General features: G+C 64.5%; 24 protein-coding genes. 19 read left to right on the forward strand and 5 right to left on the reverse strand.

What is annotated here, in order from left to right:
• Positions 1-44 precede the first annotated feature (44 nt).
• The gene (locus ACZ9GA_RS02835) at positions 45-959 is read right to left on the reverse strand and encodes a LysR family transcriptional regulator (RefSeq protein ID WP_457357243.1); all 915 of its coding nucleotides are present in this window, start codon (positions 957-959) and stop codon (positions 45-47) included.
• Between the two features lie 274 nt (positions 960-1,233).
• Between ACZ9GA_RS02835 and ACZ9GA_RS02840 the strand changes: the two genes are divergently transcribed.
• Both ACZ9GA_RS02840 and ACZ9GA_RS02845 read left to right on the forward strand, forming a co-directional pair.
• Entirely contained in the window at positions 1,234-1,911 is a 678-nt protein-coding gene (locus ACZ9GA_RS02840; RefSeq protein ID WP_457357241.1) for a tellurite resistance TerB family protein, read from the forward strand.
• A gap of 254 nt (positions 1,912-2,165) precedes the next feature.
• On the forward strand, positions 2,166-3,398 hold the full coding sequence (locus tag ACZ9GA_RS02845; RefSeq protein ID WP_457357239.1) for a GGDEF domain-containing protein: 1,233 nt from the start codon (positions 2,166-2,168) through the stop codon (positions 3,396-3,398).
• On the opposite strand, the gene ACZ9GA_RS02850 is transcribed toward ACZ9GA_RS02845, so the two are convergent.
• Entirely contained in the window at positions 3,365-4,060 is a 696-nt protein-coding gene (locus tag ACZ9GA_RS02850) for a YoaK family protein (RefSeq protein ID WP_457357237.1), read from the reverse strand. The genes ACZ9GA_RS02845 and ACZ9GA_RS02850 overlap by 34 nt on opposite strands.
• A 404-nt stretch (positions 4,061-4,464) precedes the next feature.
• Here ACZ9GA_RS02850 and ACZ9GA_RS02855 point away from each other — a divergent pair, with 404 nt between their 5' ends.
• From ACZ9GA_RS02855 to ACZ9GA_RS02920, 14 genes are all read left to right on the forward strand, one after another.
• A complete protein-coding gene (locus ACZ9GA_RS02855; protein ID WP_457357235.1) occupies positions 4,465-6,087 on the forward strand; it encodes a methyl-accepting chemotaxis protein in 1,623 nt (540 codons plus the stop codon).
• Positions 6,087-6,620 carry a chemotaxis protein CheW gene (locus ACZ9GA_RS02860; RefSeq protein WP_457357233.1) on the forward strand — a complete coding sequence of 178 codons (534 nt, stop codon included), beginning with the start codon at positions 6,087-6,089 and terminating at the stop codon, positions 6,618-6,620. The genes ACZ9GA_RS02855 and ACZ9GA_RS02860 overlap by 1 nt, the downstream gene beginning before the upstream one ends.
• Positions 6,620-7,876 carry a CheR family methyltransferase gene (locus ACZ9GA_RS02865; protein ID WP_457357231.1) on the forward strand — a complete coding sequence of 419 codons (1,257 nt, stop codon included), beginning with the start codon at positions 6,620-6,622 and terminating at the stop codon, positions 7,874-7,876. Before ACZ9GA_RS02860 ends, ACZ9GA_RS02865 begins: the two co-directional genes overlap by 1 nt.
• Positions 7,873-8,556: a chemotaxis protein CheW gene (locus ACZ9GA_RS02870; protein WP_457357230.1), complete on the forward strand. Its 684-nt coding sequence runs from the start codon at positions 7,873-7,875 to the stop codon at positions 8,554-8,556. Before ACZ9GA_RS02865 ends, ACZ9GA_RS02870 begins: the two co-directional genes overlap by 4 nt.
• On the forward strand, positions 8,553-10,826 hold the full coding sequence (locus ACZ9GA_RS02875; RefSeq protein ID WP_457357228.1) for a hybrid sensor histidine kinase/response regulator: 2,274 nt from the start codon (positions 8,553-8,555) through the stop codon (positions 10,824-10,826). The genes ACZ9GA_RS02870 and ACZ9GA_RS02875 overlap by 4 nt, the downstream gene beginning before the upstream one ends.
• Positions 10,823-11,833, forward strand: a complete 1,011-nt coding sequence (cheB, locus tag ACZ9GA_RS02880; protein ID WP_457357226.1) for a chemotaxis response regulator protein-glutamate methylesterase — start codon at positions 10,823-10,825, stop codon at positions 11,831-11,833. The genes ACZ9GA_RS02875 and cheB overlap by 4 nt, the downstream gene beginning before the upstream one ends.
• A 51-nt stretch (positions 11,834-11,884) precedes the next feature.
• On the forward strand, positions 11,885-12,892 hold the full coding sequence (locus ACZ9GA_RS02885) for a diguanylate cyclase (protein WP_457357224.1): 1,008 nt from the start codon (positions 11,885-11,887) through the stop codon (positions 12,890-12,892).
• A gap of 220 nt (positions 12,893-13,112) precedes the next feature.
• A protein-coding gene (gene prfB, locus ACZ9GA_RS02890; protein ID WP_476226234.1) for a peptide chain release factor 2 occupies positions 13,113-14,208 on the forward strand; the annotation gives its coding sequence in 2 pieces (ribosomal slippage) (positions 13,113-13,184 and positions 13,186-14,208; 1,095 coding nt in all).
• An 86-nt stretch (positions 14,209-14,294) separates the two neighbouring features.
• The gene (lysS, locus tag ACZ9GA_RS02895) at positions 14,295-15,797 is read left to right on the forward strand and encodes a lysine--tRNA ligase (protein ID WP_457357222.1); all 1,503 of its coding nucleotides are present in this window, start codon (positions 14,295-14,297) and stop codon (positions 15,795-15,797) included.
• Between the two features lie 289 nt (positions 15,798-16,086).
• On the forward strand, positions 16,087-16,791 hold the full coding sequence (locus ACZ9GA_RS02900; RefSeq protein ID WP_457357220.1) for a TetR/AcrR family transcriptional regulator: 705 nt from the start codon (positions 16,087-16,089) through the stop codon (positions 16,789-16,791).
• A gap of 32 nt (positions 16,792-16,823) precedes the next feature.
• Positions 16,824-17,381 (forward strand): hypothetical protein, encoded by a 558-nt coding sequence (locus ACZ9GA_RS02905; protein WP_457357218.1) that lies wholly within the window; start codon positions 16,824-16,826, stop codon positions 17,379-17,381.
• A 13-nt stretch (positions 17,382-17,394) separates the two neighbouring features.
• Entirely contained in the window at positions 17,395-18,672 is a 1,278-nt protein-coding gene (locus ACZ9GA_RS02910) for a flavohemoglobin expression-modulating QEGLA motif protein (RefSeq protein ID WP_457357216.1), read from the forward strand.
• Positions 18,644-19,546, forward strand: a complete 903-nt coding sequence (locus ACZ9GA_RS02915; protein ID WP_457357214.1) for an alpha/beta hydrolase — start codon at positions 18,644-18,646, stop codon at positions 19,544-19,546. Before ACZ9GA_RS02910 ends, ACZ9GA_RS02915 begins: the two co-directional genes overlap by 29 nt.
• A complete protein-coding gene (locus ACZ9GA_RS02920; protein ID WP_457357212.1) occupies positions 19,539-19,841 on the forward strand; it encodes a PA3694 family proteiin in 303 nt (100 codons plus the stop codon). Before ACZ9GA_RS02915 ends, ACZ9GA_RS02920 begins: the two co-directional genes overlap by 8 nt.
• 156 nt (positions 19,842-19,997) lie before the next feature.
• Here ACZ9GA_RS02920 and lptF read toward each other — a convergent pair whose 3' ends face one another.
• The 3 genes from lptF to ACZ9GA_RS02935 all read right to left on the reverse strand — a co-directional run bounded on the left by lptF (position 19,998) and on the right by ACZ9GA_RS02935 (position 21,882).
• Entirely contained in the window at positions 19,998-20,789 is a 792-nt protein-coding gene (gene lptF, locus ACZ9GA_RS02925) for a lipotoxin F family OmpA-related lipoprotein LptF (protein WP_457357210.1), read from the reverse strand.
• 48 nt (positions 20,790-20,837) lie between these two features.
• Positions 20,838-21,236: a DUF4398 domain-containing protein gene (locus ACZ9GA_RS02930; RefSeq protein ID WP_027978855.1), complete on the reverse strand. Its 399-nt coding sequence runs from the start codon at positions 21,234-21,236 to the stop codon at positions 20,838-20,840.
• 301 nt (positions 21,237-21,537) lie between these two features.
• Positions 21,538-21,882, reverse strand: a complete 345-nt coding sequence (locus ACZ9GA_RS02935) for a hypothetical protein (RefSeq protein WP_027978854.1) — start codon at positions 21,880-21,882, stop codon at positions 21,538-21,540.
• Between the two features lie 208 nt (positions 21,883-22,090).
• Here ACZ9GA_RS02935 and ppc point away from each other — a divergent pair, with 208 nt between their 5' ends.
• The 3 genes from ppc (at position 22,091) to tsaB (ending at position 26,435) form a co-directional block, all read left to right on the forward strand.
• On the forward strand, positions 22,091-24,739 hold the full coding sequence (ppc, locus tag ACZ9GA_RS02940) for a phosphoenolpyruvate carboxylase (RefSeq protein ID WP_457357207.1): 2,649 nt from the start codon (positions 22,091-22,093) through the stop codon (positions 24,737-24,739).
• A gap of 292 nt (positions 24,740-25,031) precedes the next feature.
• Complete coding sequence (gene adk, locus ACZ9GA_RS02945; RefSeq protein WP_457357205.1) at positions 25,032-25,679, forward strand: adenylate kinase; 648 nt, start codon at positions 25,032-25,034, stop codon at positions 25,677-25,679.
• Positions 25,680-25,760: 81 nt separating this feature from the next.
• A complete protein-coding gene (gene tsaB, locus ACZ9GA_RS02950; protein ID WP_457357203.1) occupies positions 25,761-26,435 on the forward strand; it encodes a tRNA (adenosine(37)-N6)-threonylcarbamoyltransferase complex dimerization subunit type 1 TsaB in 675 nt (224 codons plus the stop codon).
• Positions 26,436-26,544: the final 109 nt, after the last annotated feature.

Raw genomic sequence — 26,544 nt, forward strand, 5'->3', positions numbered from 1 at the left:
GGGCGAGCGGGCTACAAATTCTAAATACTGAATGCAGCATTCGATTAAATCGATAGCCTGCGTCCAGCGTGGGGTTGTTCGCGGGCCACGGTCAGGAACGGATCAACCAGTGCCGGGCGTGCCGTACCTCGGCGCCAGGCCAGGCCTACGTCAAGGGTGCGGGTCAGGTCGGCCAAAGGGCGCGCCTCGATGATGTCGCCTTCCAGTGACCAGGGGCGATAGGTCATGTCCGGCTGGATCGACACCCCCAGGCCTGCCGCCACCAGGCTACGCACCGCCTCGGTTGACGCCGTGCGCAGGCTGATGCGCGGGGTCAGGCTGGCGCTGGTCCAGATGCGCTGGGCATTGCGGTCCATTTCGTCGACGTTGAGCTGAATCAGCGGTTCGCGGGCCACGTCGGCCAGGGTGATGCTGTCGTGTTCCAGCAGCGGGTGCTGAGCGGGCAGCCACAGGCGATGGGGTGAGTGGGTCAGCACCTCGGTCTGCAGGGCATGACGGTCCTCAAGGTGGGAGACGATCAGCACCCCCACGTCGATCTCACCGCTCACCAGCAGGTGTTCGATGTAGGGCCGCTCGTCCTCCATCACCCGCAGTTCGACATTGGGGTATGCGCGCTGGAAACGGGTCAGCAGGTCGGCCAGGTAATAGCCGGCCACCAGGCTGGTCACGCCGATGATCAGTTGCCCGGCTACCTGGTCGGTGCTCTGCTGCAGGCTGCGCTTGGCGTTGTCGACGGTGGCCAGGATCAGGTGTGCCTGGCGCAGAAACTGGTGGCCTTGGTGGGTCAGGGTCATGCCTTTGGCGTGGCGGTTGAACAGGCTGACGCCGATCTCCTGTTCCAGTTGCTGGATGGCCAGGGTCAGGGTGGACTGTGAGATGAACACCGCCTGGGCGGCGGCCGAGATCGAACCGGTCTCGGCCACGGCGATGAAATGGCGGATCTGGCGCAGGGTCATCATGGCGCGGCACTCAAGGCAAGTCGCACCGTAGCCTGCCGCCAGGCTGCGCTGACCCACCAACACACCGAAGAACTTCAGCGGGGCACAGGTCCAGCGCAGCCTGACGGCAGCGGCTACAGGTACGCGAAGTGGCGAAAGGTGGGAGTGTATATCTTTTTTTTCGAAGGCTGCCTTGGGGATGTTCACGCAACATTCGGAAGCAAATCCCCACGGGCGGCCTGTCCACCTTCGTCTTAAGCTCGAGGTCTTCGCTTCTACTTCCGGGAGATTCCCCATGAACACCCGCGGCCTGCTCGACCAGTTGCTCAAATCCGGTACCGACCTGTTGCAAGGCAAGGGCTCAGCGCCTTCATCGCCCGCCACCGGCGCCTTGGGCAGCCTGCTCTCCGGCGCAGGCGGCGGGGCGTTGGCCGCTGGCGCCATGGGCCTTTTGCTGGGCAACAAGAAAGCCCGCAAGATCGGCGGCCAGGCGCTGACCTATGGCGGCATCGCCGCCGTCGGCGTGCTGGCCTACAAGGCCTGGAGCAACTGGCAGGCCCAGCAGCACACCGCCCCGCGTGAGCCGGCGCAAACCCTCGACCGCTTGCCTGCGGCCCAGGCCGAACAGCACAGCCAGGCCGTGCTCAAGGCGCTGATCGCTGCGGCCAAGGCCGACGGCCATGTGGATGCTCGCGAACGCGAACTGATCGAAGGGCAATTTCAGCAGCTCACTGCCGACCCGCAATTGCAGCAATGGCTGCACGCGGAACTGAACAAACCGCTGGACCCGGTGGACGTGGCCCGCGCGGCCGGTACGCCGGAGATGGCCGCCGAAATGTATTTGGCCAGCGTGATGATGGTCGACGAAGCGCAGTTCATGGAACGTACCTACCTGGATGAACTGGCGCGCCAGTTGAGCCTGGATGCCGCCCTCAAAGCCGAACTGGAGCGTCAGGCAAAGTCAGCTGCGTAGGTGGGCGTCAGGTAGCCGCTGCCGCAGGCTGCGCTGGCCCTGGGCCTCACAGTAAATCTCAAGGGTTCACACTGCCCAGCGCAGCCTGACGGCAGCGGCGACAGGGGCGTTCGGGGTTGTCAGCGTTACCTCGGGTGGGCATATGTTGGCGTGTGGTCTAAGGTACTCGGGCGCGGCGTGAGTCGGACCAGCGGCAGCAGTTTTTGCCTGTCGCGGCCGATACCCCGTTGTCCCCCGATCCCACCCGGTGCCGAATGCCCGATTCAGACCTTGAACGCCCGACCCCCGATGATGCACACACCCTGGTCGAGATCGAGCGGGCCATTGCGTCCGGTGTCCGTACCCTGCGCTTCAGCGATGCCCTGGAGCGCCGCTACCAAACCGACACCGTCAAGCAGCGCCTGCAGTTCATCACCGCCGTGGGCATCGGCGGCGCCGTGGTCTACAACCTGTTCCTGCTCAGCGACTGGCTGACCCTCAACGACCTGTTCGCCTACGTGGCCGCCGGCCGCCTATTGCTGGTCACGCCACTGTTCATCGCCCTGCTGGTGCTGGGCCAGCGCCTCACCCGCCGCTGGGCCGTTGAAGCGGCAGCGGCGACCGGCACGGTGGTGTCGTCGCTGATCCCCCTGGTGGTGATGATCTACAGCCACAGCCCCTACCGGCTGCACTACCAGTTGGGCATGCTGCTGATCATGGTCTACTGCACCATGATTCAGCAGTTGCCCACCCGTTTTGCCTCGGTGGCCATGCTGTGCATGCTGGCGATCCAGTTGGTGACCACCTACCTGGCTGACTTTGCCGACTTCAGGATCTGGCAGGCCAACGCGCTGCTGTTCGTCTCGACGGTTGCGCTGCTGTTGATGGCCTCCTACTTCCAGGAGCGCGGCAGCCGCTTGAGTTACCTGTTCGCCCTGCGCGGCCGCCTGTTGCGTTTGCAGTTATTGCAGATCGCCCGTACCGATGCCTTGACCCAGCTATATAACCGTCGTTACCAGGGCGAAGTCATGGCTGCCGTGTGGGAGAAGGCCGTGCAAGCGCCGACGGGCGTGGCGGTGATCCTGCTGGATATCGACCACTTCAAGGCCTACAACGACAACTATGGGCACTTGCAAGGCGATACCTGCCTGACACAGGTCAGCCGGGCTGTGCAGGACGCCGCGCAGGCTCGAGGTGCCCTGGCGTTCCGCTTTGGCGGCGAGGAAGTGCTGGTGTTGCGGGTGGATGCCGATGCGCAGCAGGCCCGTGCGCTGGGTGAAGCCTTGCGCGCTGCGGTGGCCGCGCTGGCCATACCGCATCCGGTGCTGGGCGACGGCGCACGGGTAACCGTCAGCCTGGGGATAGCCGCGGCAATGGCGCCGCACACCGGCGCCGATGCCTTGATTGCCGAGGCCGATCGCGCCCTGTACACCGCCAAGGATGCCGGGCGCGATTGCCTGCGCTGCGCCTGGGGTCAGGCCTTGGCCAGTTCGCCCTTGCCTTCGTAGGTCATCACGCAGGTCCAGGCCGCTACCGCCACGGCCACCACCAGGCACCACAGCCCCACGGCCAGGTACAGCAGGGCGGAGCTGACGCAGCCCAGGGTAAAGCCCAGCAGGTTGCGGCCGATCGGCCCCAGGCGGGTCTTCGCCGCTTCACGCTCGGCCGGGTCGCGCACGGCCATCAACGAGAAAATATCGATAGCCGCCTGGGTGACGTTGCCAGTCATCAGCGTGGTCGGTGGCGCGGCCTTGAGGTGCTGGCGCGACAGCGCATTCTGAATGGCCATGGCCGCCACCCCGGTCATGCCGGTGATCAGTGCGGCCATGCTGTCGCCGTCGGTGAAGGGCCCCAGCCACACGGCCAGCGCCAGGAACAGCCCCAGCAGCAGGGTATGCGCCACCATCAGCAAGTGCAGCGACGCCAGGTTGCGGCGGTGCAACGCTGCGGCGGACAGGTGTGCCAGGCCCACCACCAGCACAAATACCGGCAGCGCCAGCAGCTTGGCGATGGCCCCCGAGGTGCCATGCACGATACTCACGCCCAAGGTCACGAAGTTGCCGGTGACATGGGCGGTGAACAGGCCTTGCAGGGCCAGGAAGCCGACGGTGTCGACGAAGCCGCCATTGAAACTGAGGGCCGGCGCGACAGAGGAGTGGAGGGGGCGCATGGTCGTTCCTTGAGGGCTGGAAAAGTGGAGCCATTCTGGCCGCTGATCCTGCAAGGAACAATTGGCCTTTTTTTGAAATGATTGTTTCTGATTTGGGGATTATGAGCTGTACCTATAGCAGCAACTGTCTTGACACCGCGTCGCCTGCATCGCGACTAAAGTCGGCTCCTACACCGACCGTGGTAGGAGCCGGCCTTGGCCGCGATACAGACGACGCGGTCCTGTAGCAGCTGCCGAAGGCGGCGTCATGGCCCGCGCGGTGTGCCCCCTTCGTGAGGTCGCATCAAGGGCCTTCGTGTCGGAAAGAGCGCAGAAAGTAGGCAAAAACGACACAGTCAGCAGGGTTATCCCTAGGCTATACTCGGCCAATTTGCCGGTAGCTGTAGCACTCTCGAGGGAAGACTGTGAAGAACTGGACCTTGCGCCAACGGATTCTGGCGAGTTTCGCCGTGATTATTGCCATCATGCTGTTGATGGTGGTCGCATCCTACACGCGCCTGAAAGCCATCGACGATGCCCAGCAAACGGTGCGTAACGACAGCGTCCCGGGCGTCTATTACAGCTCGATGATCCGCAGCGCCTGGGTCGACAGTTATGTCTACACCCAGCAACTGGTGGGGCTGAGCTTTCAGCGCGAATTCGTCACCGCCGACGAAGAACAATACAAGGCCTTCGCCAGCCGCCTCGCCGAGCAGATGGCCAACTACCAGAAAACCGTGTTCGACGACGAAGACAAGGCTGCCTTCGGCGAATTCGCGCGCCTGAGCAACGAGTATTCGCAGACACTGGCCAAGGTGCTGGACGCCTACCACCAGAAACACTTCAGCCAGGCGCAGGACCTGCTCAACGATCAACTCACCCCGGCCTGGATCGCTGGTCGCAAGCAGCTCAATACCCTGATCGAACGCAACCGGGATGCAGCGGAACACGCCTCCCAGGCCAGCTCCCAGGCCGTCAGCGATGCCAAGCTGACCATGGGCATTGCGCTGCTGCTGGCCATCATCGCCGCGGGTGTATGCGGGTTGCTGTTGCTGCGCACCATCATGCAGCCGATGCAGAAGATCGTCAGCATCCTGGAAACCATGCGCACGGGTGACCTCAGCACGCGCCTGAACCTGGCGCGCCGTGATGAGTTCGGCATGGTCGAGACCGGCTTCAACGACATGATGACCGAGCTGACCGCCCTGGTGTCCCAGGCCCAGCGTTCGTCGGTGCAGGTGACCACCTCGGTCACCGAGATTGCCGCCACCTCCAAGCAGCAGCAGGCTACCGCCACCGAAACCGCCGCCACCACCACCGAGATCGGCGCCACTTCCCGCGAAATCGCCGCCACCTCCCGTGACCTGGTACGCACCATGACCGAGGTCACCTCGGCCGCCGACGCGGCCAGCATGCTCGCCGGTTCCGGCCAGCAGGGCCTGTCGCGCATGGAAGACACCATGCACCAGGTGATGGGCGCCGCCGACCTGGTCAACGCCAAGCTGGCGATCCTCAACGAGAAGGCCGGCAACATCAACCAGGTGGTGGTGACCATCGTCAAGGTGGCCGACCAGACCAACCTGCTGTCGCTCAACGCCGCCATCGAGGCCGAGAAGGCCGGCGAGTACGGCCGCGGTTTCGCCGTGGTGGCCACCGAAGTGCGCCGCTTGGCCGACCAAACCGCCGTGGCCACCTATGATATCGAGCAGATGGTGCGCGAGATCCAGTCCGCCGTATCGGCGGGCGTGATGGGCATGGACAAGTTTTCCGAGGAAGTGCGCCGCGGCATGTTCGAGGTGACGCAGGTGGGCGACCAGCTGTCGCAGATCATTCAGCAGGTGCAGGCCCTGGCGCCGCGCGTACTGATGGTCAATGAAGGCATGCAGGCCCAGGCCACCGGCGCCGAGCAGATCAACCACGCGCTGTCGCAACTCAGTGATGCCAGCAGCCAGACCGTGGAGTCGTTGCGCCAGGCCAGTTTTGCCATCGACGAGCTCAGCCAGGTGGCCACCGGCCTGCGTGGCGGCGTATCGCGTTTCAAAGTCTGATGAGCGAGCTGCTGCGGCCAGCCCGGGCCGCTCCTGCCGCGCAGGGGAAGCTGTTCCTGGTGTTCCAGGTGGGCACCGAGCGTTTCGCCCTGGCCGCCACCGACATCGGTGAAGTGCTGCCGTGGGTGCCGCTCAAGCCGGTGCCGCAGTCGCCCGCCTGGGTGGCGGGCATTTTTGCCCACCGTGGGCGTGTCGTGCCGGTGATCGACGTCGGCCAACTGATGTTCGGCACCCCCGCCGCGCAGCGCACCAGCACGCGCCTGGTGCTGGTGCACTACCGCGCAGACCCGACGCGCACCAACCTGCGCCTGGGTCTGATCCTGGAACATGCCACTCAGACGTTGCGTTGCGACCCCCGGGATTTCCAGCCCAGTGAATTGTCCAATCGCAATACCCCCTACCTGGGGCCGGTGCGCGAGGACGAACGGGGCCTGATGCAATGGGTGGGCGTGCAGGACCTGCTCGACGACCGGGTGCGCGAACTGCTGTTCGCCCCGCAACTGGCCGACAGCCTCAAGGATGGGGATGACTGATGGACAGCGACCCGCGCTTCTTCAAGTTTCTGCGTGACCGCATCGGCCTGGATGTGGCGTCGGTGGGGCCGGCGCTGATCGAGCGCGCGGTCACTCAACGCTGCGCCGCCAGCGGTGCGGGCGATGCGGACCTTTACTGGGGGTTGCTGCTGAGCAGCAGTGCCGAGCAGCAGGCCTTGATCGAAGCGGTGATCGTCCCCGAAACCTGGTTTCTGCGTTACCCCGAGACCTTCGTCGCCCTGGCCAGGCTGGCGCAGACGCGCCTGGCGGAACTCAAGGGCAAGCGGGCACTGCGTATTCTCAGCCTGCCATGCTCCACGGGTGAAGAACCCTATTCCATCGCCATGGCCCTGCTGGACGCCGGCATCTGCCCCGCGATGTTCAGCGTCGACGGCGTCGACATCAGTCCGCTGTCCGTGGCCAAGGGCCAACGTGGCGTATACGGGCGCAACTCGTTCCGTGGTGCCGACCTGACCTTTCGCGAGCGGCATTTCGAGGCGGTGGACGACGGTTATCGCCTGAGCGAGCGGGTGCGCCAGCAAGTGCGTCTGCAAGTGGGCAACGTGCTGGATCCGGCGTTGCTCAAAGGCGAGGCACCTTACGATTTTGTGTTTTGCCGCAACCTGCTGATTTACTTCGACCTGGAAACCCAACAGCGCGTATTTGAGGTGCTCAAGGGGTTCAACGACAAGGAAGGCGCGCTGTTCATCGGCCCGGCCGAGGGCAGCCTGCTGGCGCGCCTGGGCATGCGGCCGCTGGGCATCCCCCAGTCATTTGCCTTCGTGCGCGACGATACCCCTGCGCCCGAGCCCGTGGTGCGTCCAGCGCCTGTGGCCCGGCCGACACCACCGCCGCCTCCGGCACCGACGCCACGCTCGCGGGTAATGCCGCCGCTGCCTCAAGTGGCGCCGGTTGCGGCCGAAAAAGCGGTACAGGTAACTCTCGAGCAAATCGCCAGCCTGGCCAACGAGGGCAAGAGCCAGGAGGCCATGCAGGCCTGCGAGGCTTACCTCAAGCACCATGGGCCCCATGCGCAGGCGTTCTACTGGCTCGGTTTGCTCAACGATGTCGGTGGCGATGCCCGCAAGGCCCAGGATTTTTACCGCAAGGCGCTGTACCTGCAACCGCAGCACTCCGAAGCACTGGCCCATCTGGCCATGCTGCTGGCCGCCCAGGGCGACAGCGTGGGGGCAAGGCGCCTGCAGGAGCGCGCCGCGCGCAGTGACCGAACCGCTGACAGTGAGCGTAAACGATGATTGGCCTGGCCTCGCTTGACGTCATCCAGGGGGATGGCGAAGCGATTGACGATTGCTGGAACCGGATCGGGATTCATGGCGACAAGTCATGCCCGTTGCTGGCCGACCATATTCATTGCCGTAATTGCCAGGTGTACGCGGCCGCCGCCGTGCGCCTGCTGGACCGCTATGCGCTCAAGCGCGAAGCGGTGCGTGGCGAAGTCGTGGAAGAACGGGGCCAGGTGGCCTCCCGCTCGCTGGTGGTGTTCCGCCTGGCCGAAGAGTGGCTGGCCCTGGCCACCCGCTGCCTGGTCGAAATTGCCCCGGTGCAGCCCGTGCATTCGCTGCCGCATCAGCGCGCGCGCGCGCTGCAGGGCGTGGCCAACGTGCGTGGTGCCCTGGTGCCGTGCCTGTCACTGGCCGAATTGCTGGGGGTGGACACCAGTGTCAGCCCGGCCACTTCGGCTCGGGTCATGCCCCGCATGTTGATCCTGGCCGCCGCCGGTGGCTCGGTGGTGGTGCCGGTGGAAGAGGTGGACGGTATCCACCGCATCGAACTCGCCCAGCTGGAAGGTGCATCGCCCGCCGTGGGCCAGGCCGGTAACCGTTTCACCGATGCCGTGCTGCCCTTCAAAGGCCGCAGTGTCAGGGTGCTGGACGAAAGCAAATTGCTGGAAGCCGTTGCCCGGAGCCTCACATGACCCCGGATCAGATGCGCGACGCCTCCCTGCTTGAACTCTTTGCCCTCGAGGCCGAAGCTCAGACGCAAGTGCTCAGTACCGGCCTGCTGGAGCTTGAACGCAACCCCACCCACGCCGAGCACCTGGAAGCCTGCATGCGCGCGGCGCACTCGCTCAAGGGCGCCGCGCGGATTGTCGGCGTGGACGCTGGCGTCAGCGTGGCCCACGTGATGGAAGACTGCCTGGTCAGTGCCCAGGAAGGTCGGCTGCTGCTGACCCCCGAGCACATTGACGCGCTGTTGCACGGCACCGACCTGCTGATGCGCATCGCCACGCCCGAGGGCGCGCCCACCACCGAGGACATCGCCACCTACTCGGTGCGCATGACCGCGCTGCTGGACCCTTCCGCCGTGCCGCCGCCGCGCGTTTCAACGCCCACGCCTGCGCCGCAGCCCATTGCGCCGCCTGCGCCTGAACCGGAAACCGCCGCGGAGCCCACGGCTACGCCCGAACGGCGTAAAGCCAAGGCCCCGCTCGAAGGCGGCGAACGCGTGCTGCGGGTCACTGCCGAACGCTTGAACAGCCTGCTGGATCTGTCGAGCAAGTCCCTGGTCGAAACCCAGCGCCTCAAGCCCTACCTGGCCACCATGCAGCGCCTCAAGCGCATGCAGGGCCAGAGCCAGCGCGCGCTCGACGGCCTGAAGGAACACCTGCAGGCCACCACCCAGACCGAAGAAGTGCATGAAGCCCTGGCCTTGGTCCAGGGGCTGCTGGCCGAAACCCAACACATGCTGGTGCACCAGACCAGCGAGCTGGACGAGTTCGGCTGGCAGGCCAGCCAGCGCGCCCAGTTGCTGTACGACACCGCCCTGGCGTGCCGCATGCGGCCGTTTGCCGACGTGCTGGGCGGCCAGGGGCGGATGGTGCGCGACCTGGGGCGCTCGCTGGGCAAGCAGGTGCGCCTGGACATTGAAGGCGAGAAAACCCAGGTCGACCGCGACGTGCTGGAAAAGCTCGAAGCGCCGTTGACGCACCTGTTGCGCAACGCGGTTGACCACGGCATCGAGAGCCCGGAACAGCGCCTGCTGGCCGGCAAGCCAGCCGAAGGCCGGGTGTTGCTGCGTGCCTCGCACCAGGCCGGATTGCTGGTGGTGGAACTGAGCGACGACGGCGGTGGCGTTGATCTGGAACGGCTGCGTCGCAGTATCGTCGAACGCCAATTGTCGCCGGCCGAAACCGCTGCCCAGCTCAGCGAAGAAGAATTGCTGACCTTCCTGTTCCTGCCCGGCTTCAGCCTGCGCGACAAGGTTACCGAAGTGTCGGGCCGCGGCGTCGGCCTGGACGCCGTGCACCACATGATGCGCGAGTTGCGCGGCTCGGTTGAGCTGACGCAGGTGGCGGGGCAGGGCAGTTGCTTCCATATCGAAGTGCCGCTGACGCTGTCGGTGGTGCGCAGCCTGGTGGTAGAAGTGGGCGAGGAAGCCTATGCCTTCCCGCTGGCGCACATCGAGCACACCCTGGACCTGCCGGCCGAGGACATCGTCCAGCTGGAGGGTCGCCAGCACTTCTGGTACGAGGGCCGCCACGTAGGCCTGGTCGCTGCCAGCCAGTTGCTGCAACGCCCTGCCGGGCAGGCCAGCGAGGAATCGTTGCGGGTGGTGGTGATCCGCGAGCGCGACGCCATTTACGGTGTGGCGGTAGAGCGCTTCATCGGTGAGCGCACCCTGGTGGTGCTGCCGCTGGATGCGCGGCTGGGCAAGGTCCAGGACATTTCGGCCGGTGCCTTGCTGGACGACGGTTCGGTGGTGCTGATCGTCGATGTCGAAGACATGCTGCGCTCGGTGGAGAAGCTGCTGACCACTGGTCGTCTGGAACGCATCGATCGTCGGGCCCGTGTGGGCACCGAACAGGCGCGCAAGCGCGTGCTGGTGGTGGATGACTCGCTGACGGTGCGTGAACTGCAACGCAAACTGCTCAGCCATCGCGGTTACGAAGTGGCCGTGGCGGTGGACGGCATGGACGGCTGGAACGCCCTGCGCAGCGAGGATTTCGATCTGCTGATCACCGACATCGACATGCCGCGCATGGACGGCATCGAACTGGTGACCCTGGTGCGCCGCGACAGCCGTCTGCAATCGCTGCCGGTGATGGTGGTGTCCTACAAGGACCGTGAAGAGGATCGACGGCGTGGTCTGGATGCCGGGGCCGACTACTATCTGGCTAAAGCCAGTTTCCACGACGATGCCTTGCTGGACGCCGTGGTCGAGTTGATCGGGAGTGCCCAGGGATGAAGATCGCAATCGTCAACGACATGCCCATGGCGGTCGAAGCCCTGCGCCGGGCAGTGGCTTTCGAGCCTGCGCATCAGATCATCTGGGTAGCTGGCAATGGCGCCGAGGCCGTGGCCAAGTGCGCCGAGCAGTTGCCAGACCTGATCCTGATGGACCTGATCATGCCGGTGATGGATGGCGTGGAAGCCACGCGGCAGATCATGGCCGCCACCCCGTGCGCCATCGTCATTGTCACTGTGGACCGCCAACAGAACATGCACCGGGTGTTCGAAGCCATGGGCCATGGTGCCCTGGACGTGGTCGACACGCCGGCCGTGGGCGCCGGCAACCCGCGTGAGGCGGCCGCGCCGCTGCTGCGCAAAATCCTCAACATCGGCTGGTTGATCGGCCAGCGCGGCAGCACCGTCAAGGCGGTGCCAACACCCCTGCGTACCGGTGCGCAGCGGCATGCCCTGGTGGCCATCGGCTCTTCGGCGGGCGGGCCGGCTGCACTGGAAATTTTGCTCAAGGGCTTGCCGAAAAACTTTCCCGCCGCCATTGTGCTGGTGCAGCACGTGGACCAGGTGTTCGCCGCGGGCATGGCCGACTGGCTGGCCGGGGCCAGCGGCCTAGACGTGCGCCTGGCCCGCGAGGGCGAACCGCCGCAACCTGGCGTAGTATTGCTGGCCGGCACCAACCACCACCTCCGTCTGTTGAGCGACGGAACACTGGCCTACACGGAGGAGCCAGTGAACGAAATCTATCGGCCGTCCATTGATGTGTTCTTTGAAAGCGTTGCGCGTTTCTGGCGCGGTGATGCGGTGGGTGTGCTGCTGACCGGCATGGGCCGCGATGGCGCCCAGGGCCTCAAGTTGCTGCGCCAGCAACAGTTCCTGACCATTGCCCAGGACCAGCAGAGCAGTGCGGTGTATGGCATGCCCAAGGCAGCGGCGGCCATTGATGCGGCGGTGGAAATCCGCCCACTGGAGCGGATTGCTCCCAGACTGACGGAAATTTTTCAGCCATGACCCCAGCAACATGCCGTGCCGGCGTAAAGGCAGTGATCAGGTGGATAACGCATGATTGATTTGCAGATCGAAGAGTTCAAGGCTACCGACGAGAACAAGGCCATGGTGCTGCTCGTCGACGACCAGGCCATGATCGGCGAAGCGGTGCGGCGTGGCCTGGCCAACGAGACCAACATCGATTTCCACTTCTGCGCCGACCCGCACCAGGCCATCGAGCAGGCCATCCGGCTCAAGCCCACGGTCATCCTCCAGGACCTGGTGATGCCCGGCCTGGACGGCCTGACGCTGGTGCGCGACTACCGCAACCACCCGGCCACCAAGGACATCCCGATCATCGTGCTGTCCACCAAGGAAGACCCGCTGGTCAAGAGCGCCGCCTTTGCCGCCGGGGCCAACGACTACCTGGTCAAACTGCCGGACACCATTGAGCTGGTGGCGCGCATCCGCTACCACTCGCGCTCCTACCAGACCCTGCTGCAACGCGACGAAGCCTACCGGGCCCTGCGCGTCAGCCAGCAGCAGTTGCTGGACACCAACCTGGTGCTGCAACGGCTGATGAACTCGGACGGCCTGACGGGCCTGTCCAACCGCCGCCACTTCGACGAATACCTGGAGCTGGAATGGCGTCGCGCCTTGCGTGACCAGACCCAGCTGTCGCTGCTGATGATCGACGTCGACTACTTCAAGTCGTTCAACGACAGCTTCGGCCACCTGGACGGCGACGAAGCCCTGCGCCGCGTGGCCGACGCCATCCGCGACAGCTGCAGCCGCTCCACCGACCTGCCGGCGCGCTACGGCGGCGAGGAATTCTCCCTGGTGCTGCCCAACACCTCGCCAGGCGGTGCACGTCTGGTGGCGGAAAAACTGCGGCAGACCATCGCCGGGCTGAAAATCCCGCACATTGCGCCCAGCGAAGGCTCGCACCTGACCGTCAGCATCGGCCTGTCCACCCAGATCCCCCAGGCGGGCTCGCACTGCCGCCAGCTGATCTCGGCCGCGGACAAGGGGCTGTACCAGGCCAAGCACAATGGCCGTAATCAGGTAGGCATCAGCGACTAAGCGCCTATCCCCCCCCTTGTGGGACCGAGCGAAGCTCGGGAAGCGGCCGACGCGATCTGTTCAGGGAACCGCGTCGATGCCTTCCCGAGCTTCGCCCGGTCCCACAGGTGTCGTGTCTCCGGGCCCATCTCGCAAGTTTGCCGCCCAGCGGGCTGCCTCCTGCCCACGAGTACGCTATACTCTCCGGCTTTTGACCAGTTACGTACGAGTGCTGCCCGCCATGGAAATCAACCCGATCCTGAACACCATCAAGGACCTGTCCGAGCGCTCCGAAACCATTCGGGGGTATCTTTGACTACGATCAAAAGCATGAGCGTCTGACCGAGGTCAACCGCGAGCTTGAAGATCCGGCAGTCTGGAATAACCCTGAGTACGCTCAGAACCTGGGCCGCGAGCGCGCGCTGCTGGCCCAGATCGTCGACACCCTGGATGAAATGAACGCGGGCTTGGCCGATGCCAAGGACCTGCTGTTGATGGCCGCCGAGGAAGAAGACGAAGGCGCCGTCGCCGACGTGACCGAGGAAGTCGATCGCCTGCGCGAGTCGCTGGAGAAGCTCGAATTCCGTCGCATGTTCCGCGGCGAGATGGACGCCAACAACGCCTACCTGGACATCCAGGCCGGCTCCGGCGGTACCGAAGCCCAGGACTGGGCCAACATCCTGCTGCGCATGTACCTGCGCTGGGCCGACAAGCGCGGCTTCGACACCACCATCATGGAGCTGTCGGCCGGTGAAGTGGCCGGTATCAAGGGCGCTACCCTGCACATCAAGGGCGAGTACGCCTTTGGCTGGCTGCGCACCGAGATCGGCGTGCACCGCCTGGTGCGCAAGAGCCCGTTCGACTCCGGCAACCGTCGCCACACCTCGTTCTCGGCCGTGTTCGTGTCGCCGGAAATCGATGACAACATCGAAATCGACATCAACCCGTCGGACCTGCGCATCGACACCTACCGCTCCTCGGGCGCCGGTGGTCAGCACGTAAACACCACGGACTCCGCGGTACGTATCACCCACGTGCCGACCAACACCGTGGTCAGCTGCCAGAACGAACGTTCCCAGCACGCGAACAAGGACACCGCCATGAAAATGCTGCGGGCGCGCCTTTACGAGCAGGAAGTGCAGAAGCGCAACGCCGCGTCCCAGGCCATGGAAGACAGCAAGTCGGACATCGGCTGGGGGCACCAGATTCGCTCCTACGTGCTGGACGCCTCGCGTATCAAGGACCTGCGTACCAGCATCGAGCGCAGCGACTGCGACAAGGTACTGGACGGCGATATCGACGAATACCTGGTGGCCAGCCTCAAGCAAGGCCTGTAAGGCAGGCGCCCCGCGCTGGGGCGACCCTGCCCGCGATCCCCGCCGCAAGGCGGGGGCAACAACCCCGTGATGGAAATTTTCAAGACATGAGCGACCAACAACTCGACCCGCAAGCCCTGCAACAGGAAGAAAACTCCCTGATCGCCCTGCGCAAGGAAAAGCTTGCTGCCGAGCGTGCCAAGGGCCAGGCCTTCCCCAACGACTTCCGCCGTGACAGCTATGCAGGCGACCTGCAGAAGCAGTACGTCGACAAGACCAAGGAAGAGCTCGAAGCCCTGGCCATCCCGGTCAAGGTGGCCGGTCGCATCATGCTCAACCGTGGCTCGTTCATGGTGATCCAGGACATGACCGGTCGCATCCAGGTCTACGTCAACCGCAAGACCCTGCCCGAAGAAACCCTGGCCTCGGTGAAAACCTGGGACATGGGCGACATCATCGCAGCCGAAGGCACCCTGGCCCGTTCGGGCAAGGGCGACCTGTACGTGGAAATGACCAACGTGCGCCTGCTGACCAAGTCGCTGCGCCCGCTGCCGGACAAGCACCACGGCCTGACCGACACCGAACAGCGCTACCGCCAGCGCTACGTTGACCTGATCGTCAACGAAGAAGTGCGCGACACCTTCCGCGTGCGTTCGCAAGTCATCGCCCACATCCGCAGCTTCCTGATGAAGCGTGACTTCCTGGAAGTGGAAACGCCGATGCTGCAGACCATCCCTGGAGGCGCGGCGGCCAAGCCGTTCGAGACCCACCACAACGCCCTGGACCTGCCGATGTTCCTGCGTATCGCGCCGGAGCTGTACCTCAAGCGTCTGGTGGTGGGTGGTTTCGAAAAGGTCTTCGAGATCAACCGCAACTTCCGTAACGAAGGCGTCTCCACCCGGCACAACCCCGAGTTCACCATGCTCGAGTTCTACCAGGCCCATGCTGACTATGAAGACAACATGGACCTGACCGAAGAACTGTTCCGCGAACTGGCGCAGCTGGTGCTGGGCAGCACCGACGTGCCGTACGGCGACAAGGTGTTCCACTTCGGCGAACCGTTCGTGCGCCTGTCGGTATTCGACTCGATCCTCAAGTACAACCCGGAACTGACCGCAGCCGACCTGACCGACATCGACAAGGCCCGTGAAATCGCCAAGAAAGCCGGCGCCAAGGTGCTGGGTTTCGAAGGCCTGGGCAAACTGCAGGTAATGATTTTCGAAGAACTGGTCGAGCACAAGCTGGAGCAGCCGCACTTCATTACCCAGTACCCGTTCGAAGTGTCGCCGCTGGCCCGTCGCAACGACGACAACCCGAACGTCACCGACCGCTTCGAGCTGTTCATCGGCGGCCGTGAAATTGCCAACGCCTACTCCGAGTTGAACGACGCGGAAGACCAGGCCGAGCGCTTCATGGCCCAGGTGGCCGACAAGGACGCTGGCGACGACGAAGCCATGCACTACGACGCCGACTTCGTGCGCGCGCTGGAGTACGGCATGCCGCCAACGGCCGGTGAAGGCATCGGCATCGACCGCCTGGTGATGCTGCTGACCAACTCCCCGTCCATCCGCGACGTGATCCTGTTCCCGCACATGCGTCCGCAGGCCTGAGTCAGCTGAACGAGCCGCCCCCCGGGGCGGCTTTTTTATGCACGAATATCCTGTAGCAGCTGCCGAAGGCTGCGTCCTGGCTTTACACTGGTGGTGCTGCCGGACGCAGCCTTCGGCAGCTGCTACAGGGATTGCGCCACCCTTTGTAGCAGCGGCCGCCAGGTCGCGTTGCAGGCGCTGCGGTGCACCTGATGCACCGCGTGCGCCAGACGCCGCCTTCGGCAGCTGCTACGAACAGTTCACCGACGGATCGGTTTTATTCAAGAGGATTAGGGTAGTGACTCCTGCAATGGCTCAACAAGGTGCTGCCGGTGTAGCGACAGCAGTGGCGGAAAGTGTTCAGTATCAGGGCCGCAAGGCTAGCCGCCAGGGAAGTGAACAGCGTCGTCAGGAGATTCTCGACGCGGCCATGCGCATTGTCATACGCGACGGCGTACGCGGGGTTCGGCACCGGGCAGTGGCGGCGCAAGCCGGCGTGCCGCTGTCGGCCACCACCTACTATTTCAAGGACATCGAAGATCTGCTGACCGACACCTTCGCCCAGTACGTGGAGCGCAGCGCCGCCTACATGGCCAAGCTGTGGGCCAGTACCGAGGAGATGCTGCGCGGCGTGATGGCGCGCAACGACGGCAGTCCCGCCGCCCGTGCCCAGCTGGCCGACGACATCGCCCGCATGACCGCCGAGTACGTGCACCGGCAACTGCTGACCCGCCGCGATTACCTGATGGCCGAACAGGCCTTCCGCCAGGAAGCGCTGCTCAGCCCACGCCTGGCCGAACTGGTGACCTCGCACCAGCAGATTCTGCTGCAGGGCACCTGCCAATTGCTCGAAGTACTGGGCTCGCGCGAGCCGCAGCAGGATGCCAAGGTGTTGACGGCCATCATCGGCCGCATGGAGTATCAGGGCCTGCTCAACACTGAGGCGCCCATGCCCGATGAGGAAATGCTGGCTATCCTCACCCGCTACATGCATCTGGTGCTGGCCTCGGCCTGAACCACGGACGCCCGACTGCCCAAGGAGTGTGGATGAACGCCTGGCGCCTGCTGCTCATCGCTGTGTCGTCGTTGCTGCTGGGCGGTTGCCTGGTCAGCTTCAATGACCCGCTGCCGGCCACCCAGGCCGCACCCGCCGCGCTGGTGGGCCGCTGGGTGAGCAAGGACGCCTGGGGCCAGCATCTGGCCCTGACCATCAAGCGCCAGGGCGCCGATCACTACCTGGCCATCAGCACGCCCGCCGGCCAGCCCCGTGATGAGGTAGGCTTTACCGTGGCCGGCCATGGCAGCCGCTGGTACGCCTCGGCGCGCCTGCCGGCCGAATACGGCGGGCAGTATGCGTTGGTGGGCTTCGAGTTGACCGACGATGGCGCCCTGGTGGTCTACAACCTCGACGTTGACCGGGTGCAACAGGCCATCGCCCAGCAGGCGCTCAAGGGCGCCGCCCTGGACACGCCGCAAGGGCAGGGCGTACGTGTGGACAGTGACCTGAGCCAGGTGTTCGCCTACCTGGACGATCCGGCCAATTCGGACATCTTCGTGGAAATTGCCCGCTACACGCGGGCCCCGTCAAAAAAATCGCAGTTATAGCAAGGAGTCGCCGGTGGACGAGTATCAGCAGACGATTCGCGGCCTGTCCGATCGCATCGTATTGGCCCAGGCGCCCATCCGCGTGCTTGATGCGGTGAAGTGGGATGACAGCATCCGCCAGGACTTCCTCAAGGCCAAGGGCAAGGCCATGCCGGCCGTGGACCGCGCCTACTACCAGAGCCGGCCGCTGCAATTCGACTCCAGCGCCGTGAAACTGGAGTTCCAGAACATCGAGCGCGACATCACTCGCCAGCTGGGCCAGTTCAACCCGGTGGGCCAGATCATGCGGCGCATGTGCAAGGAATACCGCATGGTGGTGCGCATGCTCGAAGCGCGCGGCACCGAGGATTTCGGGCTGATTTCCCAAGAGCTGTACGGCGCCGCCTCCGACGCCTTCCATGCCGGTGACCCGACCCTGGCCGACCTGGGCCTGATGCTGTCGGACTACCTGAACAACATCGACGGCCGCGGCGACCTCAAGGACGAGCCCAAGACCCTCACCGCCAAGGACGCTGTGGGCATGCTGCAAAGCCGCCTGAACCGTACCTTTGGCGAGGCCGAGGAAACCATCCGCGTGTTCGAGTCCGACGGCATCGTCGCCGACGCTGCGGCTGGCGCCGACTACATCAAGATCCGCAGCGACGCCCTGTTCAACGAGCGTGACGTGCGCGCCCTGGAAGTGCATGAAGGCCTGGTCCACGTCGGCACCACGCTCAACGGTCTGAACCAGCCGATCTGCACCTTCCTGTCCAAGGGCCCACCCTCCTCGACAGTGACCCAGGAAGGCCTGGCCATCCTCATGGAAGTGATCGCCTTCGCCTCCTACCCCAGCCGCCTGCGCAAGCTCACCAACCGCACCCGCGCCATTCACATGGTGGAGGAGGGCGCGGACTTTTTGCAGGTGTTCGATTTCTTCCGCGAGCAGGGCTTCGGCATGCCGGAAAGCTACGGCAATGCCAGCCGCGTGTTCCGTGGCTCCACGCCCACGGGGTTGCCCTTCACCAAGGACCTGTCGTACCTGAAGGGCTTCATCATGGTCTACAACTACATCCAGCTGGCGGTGCGCAAGGGCAAGCTGGAGCAGATCCCGCTGCTGTTCTGCGGCAAGACCACCCTGGAAGACATGCGTACCCTGCGCCAGCTGGTGGATGAGGGCCTGGTGACGCCGCCCAAGTACCTGCCCGAGCAGTTCCGCGACCTTAACGCGCTGTCGGCGTGGATGTGCTTCTCCAACTTCCTCAACCACCTGAGCCTGGATCGCATTGAAGCGGACTATTCGAACATTCTGTAGCGGCCTGCTGCTGCTGGCGCTGCTCAGCGGTTGCAGTGGCCTGCTGTTCTACCCGGAAAAGGGCCAGCCCTTTGCCCCCGACAAGGCCGGACTGGTGTACCGCGACGTGACCCTGACCGCCGCCGACGGCACCCGCCTGCATGGCTGGTGGCTGCCGGCCAAGCCCGGGGTACCGGTCAAGGGCACGGTGCTGCACTTGCACGGCAACGGCGGCAACATGGCCTGGCACCTGGGTGGCAGCTGGTGGCTGCCCGAGCAGGGCTATCAGGTGCTGTTGATCGACTACCGCGGCTATGGCCTGTCCGAAGGCAGCCCGAGCCTGCCCGCGATCTATCAGGACATCGACGCCGCTTTCACCTGGCTTGGCCAGCAACCCGACGTACAGAACAAGCCCTTGGTGTTGCTGGGCCAGAGCCTGGGCGGTGCCATGGGTATCCACTACCTGGCCGACCACCCGCAGCAACTCAAGCGGCTGCAGGCGCTGGTGTTCGACGGCGTGCCGTCCAGTTATCGCGGGGTAGGGCGCTTTGCGCTGAGCACCTCGTGGCTGACCTGGCCGCTGCAAGTGCCGTTGTCCTGGCTGGTGCCGGACAGCGACAGCGCCCTTTATTCCATCCAAGCCCTGAAGGGTACGCCCATGCTGTTCTACCAGAGCATGGACGATGCGGTAGTGCCCCTGGCCAATGGCCTGGAACTGTACAAAAAGGCCCCGCCGCCCCGGGTGCTGCAACTGACCCGTGGTGGCCACGTGCAGACCTTCGCCGTCCCCACCTGGCGCACGGTGATGATGCGTTTCCTGGAAGACCCGCAGCACTTCAACGGCCTGCGACGGCTGGGCGAGATCCCCAATTACCCCGAGAAACCCCATGAGTGAAGAACGCAACGCCATCCCGCTGATCATCACCGGGGTGTGCAGCATCATCGGTACGGTGGCGTGCCTGTGGTATTACGGCTACCTGCATTTCGCCAAGGCCGAAGATGCCTTGCTGCTGACCGACTTCACCATGCTCAAGACCATTCCGGGCGAGGACTACAAAGTCTCCGTTACCCCGGCCAATGAAGTGGCACAGTGCATCGATGGCATCGTGGTGCTGTTCGATACCACGCAGAAGGGGTTGAGTGGGGTGTTAGTGGATAACCAGAAGCAGGCGGTGCACTGCATCAAATAAAGCCCTGTAGCCGCTGCCGCCAGGCTGCGCTGGCCGTGAAGCGAGGCACAGGCCCAGCGCGGCCTGACGGCAGCGGCTACAAACGAATGTAGCCGCTGCCGCAGGCTGCGCTGGCCCGTAAGCTCACCGAAGATTTCCAGTGAGGTAAGGGTTGGATCAGTTGGTGGAAGTCACCGCACCCCGCGGCGCCACTGGCTGGTTGTCATTGGAAATGGTCACTTCCACACGACGATTCATCGCCCGCCCCGACACGCTGGTGTTATCGGCCACCGGGTATTCCTTGCCATACCCCTGCGACACGATACGGCTAGGGTCCACGCCCATCTTCGCCAGCGCGGTGCTCACCGAGCCTGCACGGCGGTCAGACAAGGTCTGGTTATAGGCCGCAGAGCCAGTGCTGTCGGTGTAACCCTCGACAATCACCTTGCGGTCCGGGTTTTCCTGAAGGAACTGGGCCAGCTTGTTCACGTTCATCAAGCCGCTGGATTTGAGCCCCGCCTTGTTCACGTCAAACAGCACGTCGCCGAAGGTCACCACGGTGCCACGGTCGGTCTGCTTGGCGTTCAGGCTGTCCTGCAACTGCTTGATCTGCGCATCGCGGGCATCCAGGCGGGCCTGGGCGCGCTGGGCGGCGGCGTTCTTCAGGTTGGCTTCAGCGGTGCGCAGGGCAATGGTCTGCTTGGCCACTTCCACACGCTGGTTGGTCAGGTAGGCCAGCTGATCAACGTCACGGCTGTCGTCGTGGTTGAGGAAGGCCTTGTCAGCCTTGTCCATGTAGTCGGACGCGTCTTTGGTTTCCAGGGCCGCCACCTGGCTGGCCTGCGGGTTGCTTTGCAGGGCCTGGAAGTTGGTGCGCGCCTGTTCAAGGTTGGGGTTGGGTTTGGTGGCGCAGGCAGCCAGGGCTACGCTGGCGGCCAGCAGGGCAGGGATCATCAAGTGTTTACGCATGGTGTTCATCCTTTAAATCGAATACGGGTGGCGATGGCTGAGCAACGCTTACTGCTGCTGCGTATTGCGCATGCCTTCTTCACGCAGGTCCTGGACACCGGCACGGGCGTCCTGCACGGCTTTCTGGGCCTTGGCAGCCTGGGCCTTGCGCTCGGCTACACGGGCGTCCCACTCAGCCTGCTCGGCCAGCACGCGTGCCTGGTCGTAGTGCTTGTCGTGCATGGCCAGTTCGGCCTGCTTGAACTTGTCCTGGGCGGCTTTCATTTCGACCGCCGCGTATTCGGTACCGCCCGCGCTGACCGCGCTGTTGACCGCCGATTGGGTCACGGCGTACTGCTCGGTAGGGGGCTTGCCGGCGCAGCCGGCGAGGATGAAGGAAGTGCCCAGCGCCAGGGCCGCCAGTTTCAGCCCGCGCAGGTTAGAGGTTTTGGCAGTGCTGGTATTCATGGTTGCAACTCCATTGTCTGACTCCTGAAAACTCACCCATGACAGATCTTCCATGCGGGCCCGGAATACGGGACGCCTGAGCCACATTTCGAAGGGTCTTCTGTGATGGCTTATTGGTTCGGACCGGAGCGATTTTTAATTGGTTCACTCGAATTTTGCGGCAGGCAGGAAATTCTTGACCGTACAGACAGCACACCCCCTGTGGGACCGGGCGAAGCTCGGGAAGCCGCCGCCGCGGTCTAATCACGGGCCTCTTCCCGAGCTTCGCCCGGTCCCACAGGGGGTGTGAAGGTGTGAGGGATCAGTGCTGGGATTCGTCAGCCTTGGCCGACAGGTCATGCAGATAGCGGCGCGACAGCGCCAGAAAACGTGGGGTAGGGCCCACATCTTCATACAGCGGATCACCTTCCTCGTCGGTGGCAATCACCTTCTGCCCCTTGATGTACGGAAAGCTGGTTTCCAGCTCTTCCAGGGCAGCGCCAATCAACTCGCCCAACAGCTCTTCAGGATGATGCTTGGGGTACATTTCGGTGATGGCCGCCAGGCGTGCGGCCGATTCCATGTCCAGGTGAATGTTGTAGCCGGTGGGGCTCAGGCGGCCCTTGGCGTTCTGTTCCCAGTGTTGCGCAAGCTCGCGGATTTTCATGTCGACCTCATTGATCAGGCGATGCAGGGCCTTTATTTCAGCGTAGCCCCGAATAACCGATTGAACACAGGCGCCCAAGGCCCTTGTCATAATCGAGCGCGCTGGGCACTCTTGAAGATAGAGCGGTTTTTCCTGTGCTTGTTCACTTGCCAGGCCCACACCCCCTGCGATGGACAGCGCGCCAAGAACAATCAAGGAGACTGTGGCAATGACCGAGATCGATGCGCGCCTGCGCGAAGATGTGCACCTGTTGGGCGAGTTGCTGGGCAACACCATTCGCGAGCAGTACGGCGAAGCCTTTCTGGACACCATCGAGCGCATCCGGGCCGACGCCAAGGCCGACCGCCGCAGTGGCCCCGACGATGGCAAGACCGCTACCGAGCAGCTCAGCAGCCGCCTCAATGACTTGCCCGAGCAGGACCTGCTGCCTGTGGCGCGGGCCTTCAACCAGTTTCTCAACCTGGCCAACATCGCCGAGCAGTACCAACTGATCCGCCGTCGCGACGAAGACCAGGAAGCGCCCTTCGAAAACACCGTACTGGCGCAGTTGCTCGACCGCCTGAAACAGGCCGGCCACAGCGCTGAATCACTGGCCCGTCAGGTAGGCCGCCTGGACATCGAACTGGTGCTCACCGCCCACCCCACCGAAGTGGCGCGCCGCACCCTGATCCAGAAATACGACGCCATCGCCGCGCAACTGGCCGCCCAGGACCACCGCGACCTGCTGCCGGCCGAACGCGACGACATCCGCCAACGACTGCAGCGCTTGATCGCCGAGGCCTGGCACACCGAGGAAATCCGCCGCACCCGCCCAACCCCGGTGGACGAGGCCAAGTGGGGCTTCGCGGTCATCGAGCACTCGCTGTGGCACGCCATCCCTCACCATTTGCGCAAGGTCGACCAGGCCCTGCACGCTGCCACCGGCCTGCACCTGCCGCTGGAGTCGGCGCCCATCCGCTTCGCCTCCTGGATGGGCGGCGACCGCGACGGCAACCCCAATGTGACCGCGCCCGTCACCCGCGAAGTGCTGCTGCTGGCGCGCTGGATGGCCGCGGACCTGTTCCTGCGTGACGTTGACCACCTGGCTGGCGAGTTGTCGATGCAGCAGGCCAGCGCTGCCCTGCGCCAATCCGTGGGCGATACTGCCGAACCCTATCGCACCCTGCTCAAGCAACTGCGTGAACGCCTGCGCGCCACGCGCAACTGGGCCCACGCCTCGCTGACGCAGCCACAACCGGCCAGCGCCGAGGTGCTGAGCAACAACCGCGACCTGCTGGAGCCCTTGCAGCTGTGCTTCCAGTCTCTGCATGAGTGCGGCATGGGCGTGATCGCCGATGGCCCGCTGCTGGACTGCATGCGCCGCGCCGTCACCTTCGGCCTGTTCCTGGTGCGCCTGGACGTGCGCCAGGACTCGGCGCGCCATACTGCGGCCATGACCGAAATCACCGATTACCTGGGCCTGGGCCGCTACGCCGACTGGGACGAGGAAGCTCGCATCACCTTCCTGCTGCAAGAGCTCAACAGCCGCCGGCCGCTACTGCCGGGCTACTTCAAGCCAGCCGCGGAAACGGCCGAAGTGCTCTCCACCTGCCGTGAAATCGCGGCCGCGCCGGCTGCCTCGCTGGGCTCGTACGTGATCTCCATGGCGGGCGCCGCTTCTGACGTACTGGCGGTGCAACTGCTGCTCAAGGAGGCCGGCGTACAGCGGCCGATGCGCGTGGTGCCGCTGTTCGAGACCCTGGCCGACCTGGATAACGCGGGCCCTGTGATCGAGCGCCTGCTGCTGTTGCCGGGCTACCGCAGCCGTCTGCACGGCCCGCAGGAAGCGATGATCGGCTATTCCGACTCGGCCAAGGACGCCGGCACCACCGCAGCCGCCTGGGCGCAGTACCGCGCCCAGGAGAATCTGGTGCGCATCTGCCACGCGCAGAACGTCGAACTGCTGTTGTTCCATGGCCGTGGCGGCACCGTGGGCCGTGGCGGCGGCCCGGCCCATGCGGCCATCCTCTCGCAACCGCCGGGTTCTGTGGCCGGGCGCTTCCGCACCACCGAGCAGGGCGAGATGATCCGCTTCAAGTTCGGCCTGCCGGACATTGCCGAGCAAAACCTCAACCTGTACCTGGCTGCCGTGCTGGAGGCCACGCTGTTGCCGCCGCCACCGCCGGAACCGGCCTGGCGCACCCTGATGGACGAGCTGGCCGCCGATGGCGTCAAGGCCTACCGCGACGTGGTGCGCGAGAACCCGCAATTCGTCGAGTACTTCCGCCAGTCCACCCCTGAACAGGAACTGGGCCGCCTGCCCCTGGGCAGCCGCCCGGCCAAGCGCCGCCAGGGTGGCATCGAAAGCCTGCGGGCCATCCCGTGGATTTTCGGCTGGACCCAGACCCGCCTGATGCTGCCCGCCTGGCTGGGCTGGGAAGCGGCCTTGAGCAAGGCCCTGGCGCGCGGCGAGGGCGAGCTGCTGGCGAGCATGCGCGAACAGTGGCCGTTCTTCCGCACCCGCATCGACATGCTGGAGATGGTGCTGGCCAAGGCCGACGCCGACATCGCCCGCTTCTATGACGAGCGGCTGGTGCAGGATTCACTCAAACCCCTGGGTGCGCAGCTGCGCGACCTATTGTCGCAGGCGTGCAGCGTCGTGCTGGGTTTGACCGGCCAGAGCCAGTTGCTGGCCCACAGCCCCGAAACGCTGAAATTCATCAGCCTGCGCAACACCTACCTCGACCCGCTGCACTTGCTGCAGGCCGAGCTGCTGGCCCGTTCGCGCAGCCAGCAGGCGGCACAGGACAGCCCTCTGGAACAGGCCCTGCTGGTCACCGTGGCAGGCATTGCCGCCGGTCTGCGCAACACCGGTTGACGCTGGCGAACCAGGCCCGGCGCGTCCACTATCTGTGAGGGGACCGTGCCGGCACCCGGGCCCGGGTCGCAACCGCCAGCGGTTGCACCGGGCGCCACCGGCAAGGGGCGTGCGCATGGGACGCAGGTTGTTCCTGCTTTGGACGGCTTGTGTGGCTTTGAACCGCTGTGTATCTTGGTCAGCCTTTTGGCCATTTTTGTGGCCACCAACCGATTTTGGGATTGGCTTCAGGCAGTTAGCTGCGCTGAGGCGGGTCTGACGATTTCCATATAAAAAGTTGAGGAGCATATCGATGCGCGTGATTCTGCTGGGAGCTCCCGGGGCCGGCAAAGGTACTCAGGCAAAGTTCATCACCGAAAAGTTCGGTATTCCGCAAATCTCCACCGGTGACATGCTGCGTGCCGCCGTGAAGGCTGGTACCGAGCTGGGCATCAAGGCCAAGAGCGTGATGGATGCCGGTGGCCTGGTGTCCGATGACCTGATCATCGCCCTGGTCAAGGAGCGTATTGCCCAGGCCGACTGCGCCAAGGGTTTCCTCTTCGACGGCTTCCCGCGCACCATTCCCCAGGCTGAAGCCCTGGTGAGCGCCGGTGTCGAGCTGGACTACGTGGTCGAGATCGCGGTCCAGGACGAAGACATCGTCCAGCGTATCGCCGGTCGCCGTGTCCACGAAGGTTCGGGCCGCGTCTACCACGTGGTCTACAACCCGCCGAAAGTGGAAGGCAAGGACGACGAGACCGGTGAAGAACTGGTTCAGCGCAAAGACGACACCGAAGAAACCGTGCGTCATCGCCTGTCGGTCTACCATGCCCAGACCGAGCCACTGGTAGCCTTCTACCAGAAGCTGTCGGCCGCTGAAGGCAAGCCTGTCTACAGCCACATCGAAGGCGTGGGTTCGGTTGACGCCATTACCGCCAAGGTACTGGCTGCACTGAACTGATCAAGCCCTTGATCAATCGACGGCCCGCTTGCGGGCCGTTGACGTTTATAATGCTGCACTTTTTTCTGATGGATTCGCGCAATGACCACCTTGCTGGCCCTGGATACCGCTACCGAAGCTTGCTCCGTCGCCCTGCTGCATGACGGCAAGGTGTTGAGCCACTACGAAGTGATCCCGCGCCTGCACGCGCAAAAGCTGCTGCCCATGATCCAGACCCTGCTGGGCGAGGCGGGCATCGGCTTGTCGGCGGTGGACGCGATTGCCTTTGGCCGTGGCCCGGGCGCCTTCACCGGCGTGCGCATCGCCATCGGCGTGGTCCAGGGCTTGGCCTTTGGCCTCGACCGCCCGGTGCTGCCGGTGTCCAACCTGGCCCTGCTGGCCCAGCGCGCGCTGCGCGAACAGGGCGCCCGCCAGGTGGCCGCCGCCATCGACGCGCGCATGGACGAGGTGTACTGGGGTTGCTACCAGGCCGATGGCGATGAAATGAAGCTGGTGGGCGATGAAGCCGTGCTGGCACCCGAGTCGGTGTTGCTGCCGGCTGGCGCCACGGGCGACTGGTACGGCGCCGGCACCGGTTGGGGTTATGGCGAGCGCCTGGCCATCAAACCGGTGGCCTGCGACGCCACCCTGCTGCCCCACGCCCTGGACCTGCTGACCCTGGCCAAAGGTGCCTGGGCCCGTGGCGAAGGCGTCGCTGCCGACCTGGCCCAGCCGGTGTACCTGCGCGATAAAGTGGCCACGCCAAAAGCCCGTTGACCGATGAATGGCACCGCTAACTGCTCGTTTTTTGAGCAGTTCATCGGGTAACTGCTTTTCGGGGGTAAACCTTTTCCGAGAACTGTGGTCTAGTTATCACTCGGCCATT

Source organism: Pseudomonas sp. TE3644, from assembly GCF_056278815.1.

What these genes read in the sequence shown, in the direction of transcription:
- ACZ9GA_RS02935 (WP_027978854.1), bottom strand. Translation starts at nt 21,882, where the DNA reads ATGAAAATCCGCGAGCTTGCGCAACACTGGGAACAGAACGCCAAGGGC.
- ACZ9GA_RS02865 (WP_457357231.1), top strand. Translation starts at nt 6,620, where the DNA reads ATGGACAGCGACCCGCGCTTCTTCAAGTTTCTGCGTGACCGCATCGGC.
- ACZ9GA_RS02885 (WP_457357224.1), top strand. Translation starts at nt 11,885, where the DNA reads ATGATTGATTTGCAGATCGAAGAGTTCAAGGCTACCGACGAGAACAAG.
- cheB (WP_457357226.1), top strand. Translation starts at nt 10,823, where the DNA reads ATGAAGATCGCAATCGTCAACGACATGCCCATGGCGGTCGAAGCCCTG.
- ACZ9GA_RS02840 (WP_457357241.1), top strand. Translation starts at nt 1,234, where the DNA reads ATGAACACCCGCGGCCTGCTCGACCAGTTGCTCAAATCCGGTACCGAC.
- adk (WP_457357205.1), top strand. Translation starts at nt 25,032, where the DNA reads ATGCGCGTGATTCTGCTGGGAGCTCCCGGGGCCGGCAAAGGTACTCAG.
- ACZ9GA_RS02845 (WP_457357239.1), top strand. Translation starts at nt 2,166, where the DNA reads ATGCCCGATTCAGACCTTGAACGCCCGACCCCCGATGATGCACACACC.
- ACZ9GA_RS02850 (WP_457357237.1), bottom strand. Translation starts at nt 4,060, where the DNA reads ATGCGCCCCCTCCACTCCTCTGTCGCGCCGGCCCTCAGTTTCAATGGC.
- ACZ9GA_RS02870 (WP_457357230.1), top strand. Translation starts at nt 7,873, where the DNA reads ATGATTGGCCTGGCCTCGCTTGACGTCATCCAGGGGGATGGCGAAGCG.
- lysS (WP_457357222.1), top strand. Translation starts at nt 14,295, where the DNA reads ATGAGCGACCAACAACTCGACCCGCAAGCCCTGCAACAGGAAGAAAAC.
- ACZ9GA_RS02930 (WP_027978855.1), bottom strand. Translation starts at nt 21,236, where the DNA reads ATGAATACCAGCACTGCCAAAACCTCTAACCTGCGCGGGCTGAAACTG.
- ACZ9GA_RS02860 (WP_457357233.1), top strand. Translation starts at nt 6,087, where the DNA reads ATGAGCGAGCTGCTGCGGCCAGCCCGGGCCGCTCCTGCCGCGCAGGGG.
- ACZ9GA_RS02905 (WP_457357218.1), top strand. Translation starts at nt 16,824, where the DNA reads ATGAACGCCTGGCGCCTGCTGCTCATCGCTGTGTCGTCGTTGCTGCTG.
- ACZ9GA_RS02920 (WP_457357212.1), top strand. Translation starts at nt 19,539, where the DNA reads ATGAGTGAAGAACGCAACGCCATCCCGCTGATCATCACCGGGGTGTGC.
- ACZ9GA_RS02835 (WP_457357243.1), bottom strand. Translation starts at nt 959, where the DNA reads ATGATGACCCTGCGCCAGATCCGCCATTTCATCGCCGTGGCCGAGACC.
- lptF (WP_457357210.1), bottom strand. Translation starts at nt 20,789, where the DNA reads ATGCGTAAACACTTGATGATCCCTGCCCTGCTGGCCGCCAGCGTAGCC.
- ACZ9GA_RS02875 (WP_457357228.1), top strand. Translation starts at nt 8,553, where the DNA reads ATGACCCCGGATCAGATGCGCGACGCCTCCCTGCTTGAACTCTTTGCC.
- tsaB (WP_457357203.1), top strand. Translation starts at nt 25,761, where the DNA reads ATGACCACCTTGCTGGCCCTGGATACCGCTACCGAAGCTTGCTCCGTC.
- ACZ9GA_RS02900 (WP_457357220.1), top strand. Translation starts at nt 16,087, where the DNA reads ATGGCTCAACAAGGTGCTGCCGGTGTAGCGACAGCAGTGGCGGAAAGT.
- ppc (WP_457357207.1), top strand. Translation starts at nt 22,091, where the DNA reads ATGACCGAGATCGATGCGCGCCTGCGCGAAGATGTGCACCTGTTGGGC.